General features: G+C 63.6%; 11 protein-coding genes. 8 read left to right on the top strand and 3 right to left on the bottom strand.

Going from position 1 to position 12,689, the window contains the following annotated elements; all coding sequences use genetic code 11:
* The first annotated feature begins 46 nt into the window (after positions 1 to 46).
* The 7 genes from ACYQ00_RS07645 (at position 47) to ACYQ00_RS07615 (ending at position 9,164) form a co-directional block, all read left to right on the top strand.
* Positions 47 to 796 (top strand): motility protein A, encoded by a 750-nt coding sequence (locus tag ACYQ00_RS07645; protein ID WP_460031543.1) that lies wholly within the window; start codon positions 47 to 49, stop codon positions 794 to 796.
* A gap of 9 nt (positions 797 to 805) precedes the next feature.
* Positions 806 to 1,561, top strand: coding sequence for an OmpA family protein (locus ACYQ00_RS07640; protein ID WP_460031542.1), 756 nt, complete (start codon positions 806 to 808; stop codon positions 1,559 to 1,561).
* Positions 1,558 to 3,249: a CgeB family protein gene (locus ACYQ00_RS07635; RefSeq protein ID WP_460031541.1), complete on the top strand. Its 1,692-nt coding sequence runs from the start codon at positions 1,558 to 1,560 to the stop codon at positions 3,247 to 3,249. Before ACYQ00_RS07640 ends, ACYQ00_RS07635 begins: the two co-directional genes overlap by 4 nt.
* Positions 3,250 to 3,251: 2 nt before the next feature.
* The gene (locus tag ACYQ00_RS07630) at positions 3,252 to 4,676 is read left to right on the top strand and encodes a glycosyltransferase family 9 protein (protein ID WP_460031540.1); all 1,425 of its coding nucleotides are present in this window, start codon (positions 3,252 to 3,254) and stop codon (positions 4,674 to 4,676) included.
* Positions 4,677 to 4,747: 71 nt separating this feature from the next.
* Complete coding sequence (locus ACYQ00_RS07625) at positions 4,748 to 6,652, top strand: flagellar hook-length control protein FliK (RefSeq protein ID WP_460031539.1); 1,905 nt, start codon at positions 4,748 to 4,750, stop codon at positions 6,650 to 6,652.
* A gap of 14 nt (positions 6,653 to 6,666) precedes the next feature.
* Entirely contained in the window at positions 6,667 to 7,407 is a 741-nt protein-coding gene (locus ACYQ00_RS07620) for a flagellar hook assembly protein FlgD (protein WP_460031538.1), read from the top strand.
* Between the two features lie 59 nt (positions 7,408 to 7,466).
* Positions 7,467 to 9,164 (top strand): flagellar hook protein FlgE, encoded by a 1,698-nt coding sequence (locus ACYQ00_RS07615; protein WP_460031537.1) that lies wholly within the window; start codon positions 7,467 to 7,469, stop codon positions 9,162 to 9,164.
* Between the two features lie 115 nt (positions 9,165 to 9,279).
* Here ACYQ00_RS07615 and ACYQ00_RS07610 read toward each other — a convergent pair whose 3' ends face one another.
* Positions 9,280 to 9,798, bottom strand: coding sequence for a flagellar protein FlaG (locus ACYQ00_RS07610; RefSeq protein WP_460031536.1), 519 nt, complete (start codon positions 9,796 to 9,798; stop codon positions 9,280 to 9,282).
* Between the two features lie 283 nt (positions 9,799 to 10,081).
* Between ACYQ00_RS07610 and ACYQ00_RS07605 the strand changes: the two genes are divergently transcribed.
* On the top strand, positions 10,082 to 10,993 hold the full coding sequence (locus ACYQ00_RS07605; protein WP_460031535.1) for a flagellin N-terminal helical domain-containing protein: 912 nt from the start codon (positions 10,082 to 10,084) through the stop codon (positions 10,991 to 10,993).
* 205 nt (positions 10,994 to 11,198) lie between these two features.
* On the opposite strand, the gene ACYQ00_RS07600 is transcribed toward ACYQ00_RS07605, so the two are convergent.
* A complete protein-coding gene (locus ACYQ00_RS07600; protein WP_460031534.1) occupies positions 11,199 to 11,438 on the bottom strand; it encodes a hypothetical protein in 240 nt (79 codons plus the stop codon).
* Positions 11,439 to 11,682: 244 nt separating this feature from the next.
* On the bottom strand, positions 11,683 to 12,684 hold the full coding sequence (locus tag ACYQ00_RS07595; protein WP_460031533.1) for a DUF6976 family protein: 1,002 nt from the start codon (positions 12,682 to 12,684) through the stop codon (positions 11,683 to 11,685).
* Between the last annotated feature and the right edge of the window lie 5 nt (positions 12,685 to 12,689).

Raw genomic sequence — 12,689 nt, 5'->3', positions numbered from 1 at the left:
AACGGCTTGAAACTGATCGGGAACACGAACGCAGGACAATGACTCGATGGACATCGGCACCCTTTTAGGCCTTATTCTCTGCTTTGTGCTGGTCTTCGGCTCCATCGCCATGGGCAGCGGCATTGGCGGGTTTATTGATATCCCCTCCATCATCATCGTGGGCGGGGGGACGTTCTGCGTCACGTTCATCATGTTCCCTGTGGGCGCGGTCATCGGCTCGCTCAAGGCGGTGATGAAGGCCTTCATCTTCAAGTCGCCAGACCCCCAGGCCAACGTCCGCCAGATCATCCAGCTGGCGGAAACCGCCCGCCGCGAAAGCCTGGTGGCCCTGGAAAAGGTCAGCGTGTCCGATCCCTTTTTGCAGCGCGGCATCCTCCTGGTGGCAGACGGCACCGAGGAAGGCATTGTGCGTTCGGTCATGGAGACGGAAATTTCCAACATGGTCAAGCGCCACAAGGGCGCGCAGAACGTGTTCAAGGCCATGGGCGTGTACTCCCCGGCCTTTGGCCTCATCGGCACGCTCATCGGTCTGGTGCAGATGCTCCAGAATCTTTCCGACCCCTCCTCCATCGGCCCGGCCATGGCCGTGGCCTTGCTCACCACCTTTTATGGCGCGCTCCTGGCCAACATTCTCTTCTCGCCTCTGGCCAACAAGCTTGCCGAGCGCAGCGGCGAGGAAAGCCAGTACATGGAAATGACCATGGAGGGCGTGCTGGCCATCCTGAATGGCGAGCACCCCAATGTCATCAAGGAAAAGCTGGCATCCTTCCTCCCCCCGAAAGACAGGAACAAATAGGCGCGGATCATGGCCAAGAACAAAGCTGCCGCGCCGCCGCCACCCAAAAAATGCCAGGAGCAGGAATGCGAGGAGGGATTGCCGCCTTGGCTGGCAACCTTTGCCGACCTCGCCACCAACATGCTCTGCTTCTTCGTGCTGCTGCTTTCCTTTGCCCAGATGGATGCGCAGAAGTTCAAGGACATGGTGGGCTCCATCAAGGACGCCTTTGGCGTGCAGACCAAGCGCAAGGAAGCCCCATATTCCGCCATGTCCCCCGTCGCCCTGGATCGCAAGGACATCAAGATGAGTTCGGACGACCGCGCCATGCTCGGCATGGTGGTGCAGCTCCAGTCCATGCTGGAAGACCCCTCCCTCAAGCAGGTCACCAAGGTCGCCACCGATGACGTGGGCGTGATCCTGCGCGTGGACAACGACGCGCTCTTCCAGCCTGGCTCGGCCACCCTCACCCCGCTGGCCGAAAGCGCCCTGGCCAAGGTCATCGCCATCCTCAAGGAACACAACTACGACCTCGTGGTCCGCGGCCATACAGATGACCACCCCACCGCCAGCAACCTCTATCCCAGCAACTGGGAACTCTCCTCGGCCCGCGCCGCCGCTGCCTTGCGCTACATCATGGAAAAAGGGCAGATCCGCTCCAGCCGGCTCAAGGCCGTGGGCTATGCCGACTCCCAGCCCCTGCTGCCCAACACCACGGACGAGAACCGCCACACCAACCGGCGCACCGAATTCTTTTTCCACCGGCCGGGAGATCGTAGTTGGTGAACAGGCCGATGATTTCCCTGCAGGTTGAGGACGGCCTGCTTCAGGACGTCCTGTTCACCGAGGCTGGCCGCACCCGCCGTATGGTCGGACGCCAGGGCCGTGCCGGCGAGGCGGCCCTGGTGCAGGAGGCTCTTCGAGGCACGCCCCCTCCAGCCGACAGCCTGCTGGTGCTGCTGGGTTCCGGCCTGGGTGCGGCGCTGGAAACGCTCTGTGCCGCCCATCCCGGCGCTCCGGTGGCTGTGGTGGACAAGGAGCTGGACATTCTTGCCGCCACCGGCCTGCAGGAACGGCATCCCGGCGTGGAATGGATCACCGCCCCCGATGCCGCCGCCGCCCTGGCCGCCCTGACCCGCTGGCAGATGGCTCACAACGGCCGTCCCTTCCACCCCATCGCCCTGCCCTTTTATCTGCGCCACGACCGCGGGCACTACCAGGCCCTGCAGGACCGCCTTGCCGCCAGCCAGACCCACAACTTCTGGGACCGCGCCCGCCAGCCCCGCTTCACCCACTGGCCCCCACGCATCCTGGGCGTTACCAGCCAGTATTTTCTCATGGGCGAGGTCCAGGCCGCCTGCGCCCGTCTGGGCGTGCCCCTGCACTGCATCCACATCGAGGACCAGGAAATCGGCGCCGGCCGGTTCATGGAGGAACTGCTTACGGCCGTGCTGGAATTCAAGCCGGATTTCCTCTTTACCATCAACCACCTCGGCGTGGACCGCGAGGGCGTGCTCATCAGCCTCCTGGAGCAGATGCGCCTGCCCCTGGCCTCCTGGTTCGTGGACAATCCGCACCTGATCCTGAACCTGTACCACAAGGTCGTCCACCCACTCACGGCCGTCTTTACCTGGGACAAGGACAACCTGCCGTCCCTCAAGGCCCTGGGGTTCGAGCACGTGCACTACCTGCCCCTGGGCACGGATACCCACCGCTTCCGGCCCGGCCTGCCGCCCTGGTCGGGCATGCCCCGGGCCAGGGTCAGCTTTGTGGGCAACTCCATGGTCTTCAAGGTGGGGCACCGCATGCGGAAGGCCCGTCCACCCAGGGAGTTTCTCCTTGAATACCGGACTATTGCCAAAGAATTTGGCGATTGCGACTGCCGCGGTGTGCTGGAATTCCTGCGCGAACGCCACCCGGCCCGTTTTGCCGACTGGGAAGCCCTGCCCACAGCCGAACGCCGCCTGGCCCTGGAAGCCATGCTCACCTGGGAGGCCACCCGCCAGTACCGCGCCGACTGTGTCTCCCGCCTGCTGCCCTTCGACCCGCTCATCTGCGGGGACACAGGCTGGAAGATCCTCTTCCGCCGCGAATCCCGGCCCTGGTCCTGGCACCGTGAACTGAGCTACTATGACCAGCTCCCGGCCTTCTATCCGGCCCAGGCCATCAACTTCAACACCACCAGCAAGCAGATGAAGGGCGCGGTGAACCAGCGCATTTTCGACTGTCCGGCCTGCGGGGCCTTCGTGCTTACGGACATGCGCGAGCAGCTGGCCGATCTCCTCGAACCAGGCAAGGAAATCGCCGTGTATCAGGACGCCGGGGAAATCGAATCCCTGGTCCGCCATTACCTGGCCCATGACGCCGAGCGCGAGCGCATGGTCGCCGCGGCCCGCCATCGTGTCCTGGCCGAGCACACCTACGACCACCGGATCCTGCAGCTCTGCCGGCAGATGCAGGCGATCTTCGGCTGAGCATGGCCGCTCCCAGCGCCTCCGCCCCGGTCCTCGTCCTCCAGATGCAGCGCATGGGGGATATCCTGCTCACCTTCCCCCTGCTCCTGTGGCTCACGCGGCAGTATCCGGGCCGGCCGCTCTGGGTGGTGGCGGAACGAAAATTCTTCAAGCATCTCATGCCGCTGAGTCCGCACGCCGCCTATGTGGACTGGACCGAGGCCGAGGCGCTGGCCAAACACCGCTTCAAGCTCGTTCTCAACCTCAGCCACCGCCCCGAAGCCGCCTGGCTGGCCGGCCGGCTCACGGCCGAGCGCACCCTCGGCCCTGTGCGCACCAGCGAGGGGGTCATGTACGTGCATGGCGACTGGCAACGCTATCGCGCCTCCCTGGTCCACAACAATCGGCACAACCGCTTCCACTGGGCCGAACTCAACGCCCTGGACGTGACTCCCCTGGCCGAAATTGCCGCCACCACCCTGCCCCCGCCGCGCACCCCCCTCCAGAGCAAGCCGCGTGTGGGCCTGTTCCTCGGAGCCAGCGAAGAGGCCAAGCGCCCCACGGTCACCTTCTGGGCCGGTCTGGCCGGCGAGCTGGCCCGCCGTGGCGTGGCCCCGGTGCTTCTGGGCGGACCGGGCGAAGTGGCCCTGGGCCGGGAGGTGGAAGCCGCCGCCGGCGCGCCCGTGGCCAATCTCTGCGGCCGCTTCGACCTCAGCGGCTTTGCCCGCATGGGGCAGGCCCTGGGGCTGATGATCACCCCGGACACCGGCCCCATGCATCTGGCCGCCTGGACCGGGCTCAAGACCATCAACCTCTCCATGGGACCGGTCAGCCCCTGGGAAACCGGCCCCCACGCCCCGGGGCATCTGGTGGTCCAGGCGGCCATGAGCTGCACGGGCTGCTGGCGGTGTCATCGCGGGGAGCAGCCGCCCTGCCGGGAAGCCTTTTCCCCCCCGGCCATTGCCGCCCTGGCCCGGCGATTCCTGCGCACGGCCGATCCCCTGGCCCTCCCTGTGCGCCATCTGCCCGGCCTGCGCCTGTCGGCCACGGGCCGGGATGCCCGAGGGCTCTACGCCCTCCTGCCCCTGGCCCCGGACCACCAGCCCGCCGCCCGCGAGGCCCTGGCCGGCTTCTGGCACGCCTATATGGGCCACGTCTTCGGCCTGTGGGACGAAATTGCTCCCCGGGCCGGCTGGCAGGCCCTGCAGCAGGGACATCCGGCCCTGGCCCTGCGCTTTCGCAAGGGGCTCGGTGGCCTGGGCCGCGACCTTTCCAAAGCCCTGCGCACCGGCGCACTGCTGGAAGAAGCCTTCTGGCGCGCCCATCCGCCCCTGCTGCGCCCCCTGACCAGCGTGCTGCACCTGACCCTGCAGCAGCACGATTTCTCCGCCCAGGGCTATGCCCAGGCGCTGCTGCTGGTGGAGCGCGCGCACGGCCTGGCCGGCTGATCCCGTCATCTTCTCCTGGCACCTCCCGCACTGGCACGGCTCTTGATGTATGGCAGCTCAAGGAGCCAGCCATGCAGATTCTTCCATTGAGCCAACAGTTGCAGCAGCAGGTGGATGCCTACACCTCCTCCTTCTCGTCCGACTCCGGCGACGGGCAGAATTTTTCCAATATTCTTTCGAGTTTAAGTAGGGACACCACCAGTTCGACCACCAGCTCGACCACCGCCAGCGCCACCGGTTCCAGCTCCACGCAGGGCACCACCACGCTTGGATCGGAAAAGGCCTCGGCCGCCACGCTCAAGGTGTCTGCGGAAGATTTTTCCGCCCTGGAGCAGGACCTGCGCAGCGCCGGCCTGAGCAAGGAAGAAGTGGAGACCCTGCGGGAAAAGGTCACCAGCGAAAATGGCATGACCTGGCAGAGCCTCATGCAGGAGGTCAACCAGACCCTGGACGCCAAGAACACCGGCGAGTCCAGCCGCAAGTCCCTCACTGATGAGGAACTGCGCACCCTGCATGGCTTCTTCCAGAAGCTCGGCTTCACGCCCACCGAATCCAAGGAACTCCTGACCCAGTTCTCCAGCAACCAGGGCAGCAAGGCCTGGGTGCAGATCCAGGCCAAGATCGCCGAAATGGGCGACTCCAAGACTGTCTCCATGCGCTATGGCGAGCTGGCCGCCCTGGCCAAGCTCACCGGGCTGGATGAATCCGCGGCCCAGCAGTTTGCCGGCATCTTCAACGCCAATGGCGAAGCCCGCCTTGGCCGCGCCGGGTTGCAGGCCATCACCATGACCCTGCGCCAGACAGCAGCCATCACCAATGGCGAGTTGACTGGCAGCCTGCGCGACTCCACCCGCGATCTGCTCAACGACAAGCTCAAGAGCGCCCTCAACCAGGCCCTCGACGAAGCCAAGCGCGACCAGCTGGCCAGTAACAAGGAAAGCCGTGACGTCCAGGCCCAGCGGTTCAATATCAAGGAAGCCGCTGCCCGCAACCATCGCCAGACCGACGAAGGCGCGGTGGAAGGCACCAAGGGCGAGACGCCGGATCCCCTTACCGCCAAGGCAGCCATTGCCGAGGTTGGCAAGCGTGGCGCGGAAGACGCCGCCAAGAACGGCCAGACGGACCACACGGGCACCACCAGCAAGGACGCCACCCAGCAGACGGCACAGCAGGCCAGGGACGCCCTTCTCAAGGGCCACACCAGCGCCGAGGCCCAGCAGGGACAGGCCCAGGAAAAAAACACCACCACCCAGGACCAGCCGTTCTCCAAGCAGGAACAAAGCTGGCGGGACATGTGGAACAAGATTGGTGCGGATGCCCACGCCCGGACGTCCACCACCGCCACGACCAGCACCACCACGACCAGCACCGCCCAGGCGGAAGCGGTTGCCGCCGCTGCCCGCGCCCAGGACAGCCAGCTCCTCACCCAGCAGGCCAAGATGTCCCGGGCGGAAGCCGCCTTCCAACGCGCCGGCGTCTCGTCCGAACGCGTGCTGCAAACCGTGCAGGAGGGCATGCTCCGCTCCCTGAACGAGGGCGTCAAGCAGCTTACCCTGCGGCTGGATCCGCCGGATCTGGGCAAGGTCACCGTGGTGCTGCAGATGAATGCCAACAAGGAAGTCACTGCCACCCTGCGCACGGACAACCAGGACACCGCCCACCTGCTCAGCCAGCAGATGACCCAGCTTCGCCAGCACCTGGAACAGCAGGGCCTCAAGGTGGAAAAACTGGACGTGCAGACCAATCTTGCCCAGGACCAGCAGGCCGCCTGGCAGGGCGCCGGCCAGCACAATTATGCCCAGGAACAGGGCGCGCGCGCGGCCGAACAGCGGGCCTGGGGATTTCTGCGCCGCGCTGCCGCACAGGACGCACAATTGGCCCAAGAGATGCAAAATGATGGTGCAGGGGAAGAATCTTCCCGCCTGGCCATGCTGCGCAACGCCGGTGTGGCCGCAGGAATCAACATCATCGCCTAGTTCAGGAGTCCACCATGTTCGTCGATGTCACCAGCGGCCTCGGACTGACCGGCACCGCCTACAAAACCAATACGGATTCCACCACTGGTTCCGATGAACTCGGCAAGGACACGTTCCTTACCCTGCTCGTCACCCAGCTTGGAAACCAGGACCCCCTGAACCCCATGGCGGATACGGAATTCACCTCCCAGCTGGCCCAGTTCTCCAGTCTGGAACAGCTGACCAAGATCGCCGACGGCGTGGACTCCCTCAACGAGGGCACCGAGCGGCAGGACATGCTTACCGCCGTCAGCTTCATCGGCAAGGAAGTGGTGGCCACGGGCAATACCTTCTCCAAGACCGACGAGGGCATCACCTCCCTGTGGTACGAAATCGAGGAACCCATGAAGAGCGGGTTCGTCAACATTTACGACCAGGCCGGCGGCCTCGTCCAGAGCATCGCCCTTGGGCCCCACCAGGCCGGCCGCTACGAGGTTACCTGGGACGGCACGGACTACGATGGCAAGAAAGTGGCCAACGGCATCTACGGCGTGGGCATGTCCTGCGAAGGCGCCAACGGCGAACTCGTCCTGGTCAACATGGACGTCACCGGCGAGGTGTCCGGCGTCAAGACGCAGAGCGGCACCTTCTACCTGCAGCTCAAGGACGGCCGCACCGTGGACTTCGCCTCCATCAAGGAAGTGGTCGGCGCTGCGGAAAGCGGTACGGACACCAGTTCCAGCTCGAAGAAAGACGACAGCACGGCTGACAGTTAAGCCAGCTTACCATAGCAAATTTACATGGAATTTTACGAAAGCAGTCAAGGAGGACGGCAATGAGCCTGACATCTTCCATGTGGACCGGCGTTTCCGGCATGCTTGCCCACGGGGACCGCATGTCCGTCGTCGGCAACAATATCTCCAACGTCAACACGGTGGGTTTCAAAGCCTCCCACATGCACTTCGCCGACTTCATCAGCCAGGACTACCCCACGCGCGGCAATCCCAACGCACAGGTTGGCCGCGGGGTCCAGGCTTCCGCCATCTATGGCGACTTCTCCCAGGGCTCCTTTGAGACCACCAACGAGTCCACGGACCTGGCCATCACGGGCAACGGCTTCTTCGGCGTCTCCCCCCTGGGGTCCGAAGACCGCTACTACACCCGCGCCGGCAACTTCCGGTTCGACAAAAACGGCTACCTCAAAGACACCAACGGCTACGTGCTCCAGGGCTGGAGGCTCTCCACCTCCTCGGTGCAGCCGGCCAACACCTACACGCGCAGCGAGAATTCCGAGGAAGCCACCCAGGTCAGCCGCGTGGGGTCCATCACCAACATCAAGCTGGAAGCAGGCGGCGTGGCCGAACCCCAGCACACCAACAACGTCACCCTTATCACCCAGCTCGACAAGGACGGCAGCGACAACACCAGCGATCCTGTCGATCCCTTCTTCGCCCTGCTCAAGACCTGGGACGCCACCCTTGAAGATCCTCTCGGGTCCCTGCAGTACGAATACTCCACCACCATCAAGGTGTACGACGAAGCCGGCTCCCCCCATACCCTGACAGTGTACTACGACCAGGTCTCCAACTCCGATGGCCGCAACACCTGGGAATACATCGTCACCATGAATCCAGACGAAGACAAGCGCGTCTTTGGCGACGCCATCGCCGGCACCTCCGCCGCAGGCCTGCTCATGGCCGGCACGCTGACCTTCAACTCCGCAGGCCAGCTGGAAGCCCTTTCCGCCTACACCCTGCAGTCCGACGCCAACTCCACCGCCGGCTTCAAGGATCTGGACTACTGGCGGCCAACAGCCATCTCCAACAATGGCTATCCCATGTTTGCCGCCAACTTCTCCGGGCTCTCCAACGCCAGCTGGGTGGTCAATGCCGACGGCACTCCCACGCAGCCTGCGCTCTCCAACGCCGCTGGCAAGCTCATTGAACTCAACTTCGGCCTGGAAGCCGCGCCCAACACCTCCTGGGTGGACCCCCTGGCCGGTGCGCAATCCTCCCGCGCCTCGGACATCGGCGATATCAACACCGGCTCCGGCCTCGCCACCACGCTGGACGATATCCCCCACTACACCTCCAGCGCCAAACGTCAGGCTGCCGCCACCACCAGCTACGACAGCTCGTCCTCCACGGAATACGAGTCCCAGGACGGCTACACCTTCGGCTACCTGCAGAACATCATCGTCAACAGCGAGGGCGTCATCCAGGGCCGGTACTCCAACGGCGTCACCCTGGACCTCTACCAGGTCGCGCTCTTCGACTTCAACAACAAGACCGGCCTGCGCCGCGAAGGGGGCAACCTGTTCTCCGAAACGCGCGACGCCCCGCTCACCAGCTCGCAGCCGGCCGGCTCCTCGGGCATGGGCACCATCTCCTCGGGCTCACTGGAACTCTCCAACGTGGACCTGGCCAAGGAATTCGTGGATATGATCACCACCCAGCGCGGCTTCTCCGCCAACGGCAAGGTCATCACCACCACGGACTCCATGCTCGGCGAAGTCATCATGCTCAAGCGCTAGCCCGCTCACAGCACAAACACGCCTCAACACCAACAGGCCGCCGCAGTCCCAAGACTGCGGCGGCCTCTGCCTGCATTACCGTACGCCAGCTTCCGCGACTCCCGGCAGCCGCGCCTCACAGGGCGCGGTCGTTCAGCAGCGGGCCGCCATTGTATTCCTTGATGCGTTGGGCCAGGGACAGAAATTCGTCTTCCGGAATCTTGCGCACCAGTTTGCCAGTGGCCTTGTCCGTCACAATCACCTGCAGCCGGCCGGAGTCCTCATGGACGTTGAATTCCAGGGCCACACCCTGGAAGGCCGTGTATTTTTCCGCCAGCTGCAGGGCTGTATCCAGGGCCATGTTCTTGGTCGCGTCTTCCGGCGTTCCGGCCTGCGAGTCGGCCTGCCCGCCGGGTCCGGCGGCCGCGGTCCGTCCGTCCGGGGCTGCGTGGCCTGCAGAGTGCCCCTGCCCACCGCCAGGCCCTTCTTCGTCCTGTGCCTGTCCGCTACCTTGGCGGAAGAGGCGCGACACCATTGCGGCAGACGTTGCGGATGCTGTGCCCGAGGACGCCACCTCGGCAATCTGTGCCGGCGCTGCGCCCGACTGCAGCCGCGCGCCCGGCCCTGACGACTGATTCACCTGGGATATCGCCATGGAGCACCACCTTGCCTGCGCCAAAGCACCCCATGCCGGGACCATCCCGCCACACTGGGAACTTTGCTCCTACTTCATCGACCAGATCCTGACACAACTTGAGGGGCAGAGGCGATTTTTTCCGCGCCAGCAGCCCTGCAAGGCCCTCGGACCGGGAAAAAATTGACGCTTTGCCATACGCAAGCATACGAAAAAATTACAACCTTTAGAAACCATTAACAAAAGTCTCTCTGGCACCAGGTTTGCTTAATACTCGGCAAGCATCAACACGGAGGTTATGCATATGTCCCTGGTTATCAACCACAACCTCATGGCCATGAACGCCGCGCGGAACCTTGGGGAGAGCTATGGACGGCTTTCCACCTCCACGCGTCGCCTTTCCTCGGGCCTGAGGGTTGGCACCGCGGCGGACGACGCCGCCGGTCTGGCCATCCGCGAACTCATGCGCGCGGACATCTCCACCCTGCAGCAAGGGGTGCGCAACGCCAATGACGCCATCTCCCTGATCCAGACCGCGGACGGGGCCTTGCAGGTCATTGACGAAAAGCTCATCCGCCTCAAGGAACTGGCCGAGCAGGCCGCCACCGGCACCTATAACTCGGATCAGCGTATCCTCATCGACTCCGAGTTCCAGGCCATGATGTCGGAAATCACCCGTATCGCCAACGCGACGGACTTCAACGGCGTCAAACTGCTGGATGGCACGCTTTCTGCCGATCCCAACCTCACCCTGGCCGAGTCGCACCGCGGCAACGGCATTGAGTCCACCGGACCGCTGAAGATCCACTTCGGCACCGGCAACGATTCGGCGGAAGACTACTACTTCATCAACATCGGCAGCGCCACGGCTTCCTCCCTGGGCTTCTGGGATGCCACCATCAACGGCCACCGGCGCATCAACACCCAGAGCGCGGCCCAGCACATGCTGACCATGATCAACTCGGCCATCGTGTCCAAGGACACCATCCGCGGCCAGTTGGGCGCCCTGCAGAACCGCCTGCAGAACACCATCACCAACCTTTCCATCCAGGCTGAAAACCTGCAGTCGTCCGAATCCCGCATCTCCGACGTGGACGTGGCCACCGAGATGACGGAATTCGTGCGCAACCAGATTCTCACCCAGAGCGCCGTCGCCATGCTGGCCCAGGCCAACAGCCTGCCCCGTCTGGCCATGCAGCTCATCGGCGGCGGCTAGGCCGTACGCTGAGACGCACTGAGTAATGCCTGACGACTGCCGGCCTCTCGAACTGGAGTTGTTGTCGGATGGAATATGTGCCGGACGATAAACTTTTCGGACGGTTGGAGAGTCAGCTTGTCAGATGACCGGGACGTCCTCCCCGGCCGGCGCCACCGGCCCGGCCGGGGAGGGAGCTCCAATGTGTGGAGCCTGCGTGTCCTTCTCAACGAATTCCGAAGATGGTGCGCAAGTCTTCCTGCACCTTGGGGATGTGCTGATTGGAGGCATACAGCTGGTACAGCTGGGTAATGCAGTCGGCAACGTTCTCCGGCGAGGGGTCCTGCTCCACGGCGTGCACCAGCCGGCCCAGCAGCACCTTGGCTGCCAGAAACCGGAGGGCATGCTTTTCCTTGCCCATCACAATCCGCAGCCAGGCTTCGTTGGTTGCGCTTGGAATGTTCATGCCTGCTCCCCCCACTCGCCCCTAAGTGCTCGTTTCGATGGGATTAGTCCTGCACACAGCGTTGTCAGCAACGCTGACTGTACCTACACGGGTAGGGATAGGATGTTTCAAACGAGGAGTCAACGCGCAACCGTTCCTCTACCCTGCGGACATGCCGCTTACCCATGCGCAGCCGCTGCGTATCCTGCGAGTACCCTGTGCGCGGTCTGCTGGCAGCATCCCCCCGCATCACACCCCGTCGGGCTTACACGTCGTGCAGTTCCACATACACCAGGGTCTGGTTGAGGAGCTGATACGCGATTTCGCCAAAGGTGATCGGCCCGGTGAAGGGTTCCGTCTTTTTGCTCTCCAGTTCTGAATACAGATAGTTCAGGATGCAGTTGCAGGAAAAGATCAGCTGGGAGGCTTCCACACTGCCGGTTCCAGCCAGTCTGGCCTTGAAATCGTGCACATAGTCGGGCACGGGCCGGGCGTGTTTGTATCGGATGCCGCTGAACACGGGGGCATAGAACTGCACCAGCCCCTGCGCTGCATCCACGCTCTGGAAGCTGATGTTCACGGACTCGCCATAGTAGTCCGCCACCAGGGGCAGCTTGGTATCCAGCTGTTTTTCCGTGATGTATTCGGCAAAGTTGCGGCGTTTGCCATTCACGAACACATCCTTGGTGGCAAAGCCGGTTTCCGGGAAGGTCAGCGAGTCGCCATCGCCTTGTTCAAAGAGGTTGATAATGCCCAGGGAGGCGGCCTTGCCGGCAGGCAGGGTTACGGCCAGCACCAGGGCGCCGTCTTCCACCTGTTCCCCTGTCTGGCCATTGATGACTTTGGGGCTCTGCTTGCCCAGATCCTCCAGGTGCACCCCGGCAATCCATCCCACCAGCGGACGCACGCCGAACTGCTCGTAATTGGGCGCATTGAGGGCAAAAGAAAGGTGGGTGGGGCTGGAGGCAGGAATGAGGATGAAGCTGCACCCGTTTTCCGGCGCATTCACATACACCTGCGCTACGGTTTCCGCATCGTAGCGCTGGATCTCCCAGCCGGCGGCCAGATCCGTCAAATCCGTCGCAAAAATCTGTTCTCTGGTGGCCACCCCACCGTATTCGGAAGACATGAAATATGGGATGGTGCCGCCGATCCAGTTGCCCCGGGGCAAGGCCTTGAGCGCGGATTCGTCCCCGGCCAACAACAGCACCCGTCCTCTGGCAATGGCATCCCCTGCCTCGGCAATGTTCAGCATGTTCTGGCTCATGACCA

The organism is Megalodesulfovibrio paquesii (genome assembly GCF_054653055.1).
Note: the sequence above shows the minus strand (reverse complement) of the source record. Positions and strands in the feature narration are given on the sequence as shown.

Excerpts from the sequence above, each read along its gene's own strand:
- ACYQ00_RS07640 (WP_460031542.1), top strand. The coding sequence starts at position 806 with ATGGCCAAGAACAAAGCTGCCGCGCCGCCGCCACCCAAAAAATGCCAG.
- ACYQ00_RS07610 (WP_460031536.1), bottom strand. The coding sequence starts at position 9,798 with ATGGCGATATCCCAGGTGAATCAGTCGTCAGGGCCGGGCGCGCGGCTG.
- ACYQ00_RS07595 (WP_460031533.1), bottom strand. The coding sequence starts at position 12,684 with ATGAGCCAGAACATGCTGAACATTGCCGAGGCAGGGGATGCCATTGCC.
- ACYQ00_RS07600 (WP_460031534.1), bottom strand. The coding sequence starts at position 11,438 with ATGAACATTCCAAGCGCAACCAACGAAGCCTGGCTGCGGATTGTGATG.
- ACYQ00_RS07625 (WP_460031539.1), top strand. The coding sequence starts at position 4,748 with ATGCAGATTCTTCCATTGAGCCAACAGTTGCAGCAGCAGGTGGATGCC.
- ACYQ00_RS07615 (WP_460031537.1), top strand. The coding sequence starts at position 7,467 with ATGAGCCTGACATCTTCCATGTGGACCGGCGTTTCCGGCATGCTTGCC.
- ACYQ00_RS07630 (WP_460031540.1), top strand. The coding sequence starts at position 3,252 with ATGGCCGCTCCCAGCGCCTCCGCCCCGGTCCTCGTCCTCCAGATGCAG.
- ACYQ00_RS07605 (WP_460031535.1), top strand. The coding sequence starts at position 10,082 with ATGTCCCTGGTTATCAACCACAACCTCATGGCCATGAACGCCGCGCGG.
- ACYQ00_RS07620 (WP_460031538.1), top strand. The coding sequence starts at position 6,667 with ATGTTCGTCGATGTCACCAGCGGCCTCGGACTGACCGGCACCGCCTAC.
- ACYQ00_RS07645 (WP_460031543.1), top strand. The coding sequence starts at position 47 with ATGGACATCGGCACCCTTTTAGGCCTTATTCTCTGCTTTGTGCTGGTC.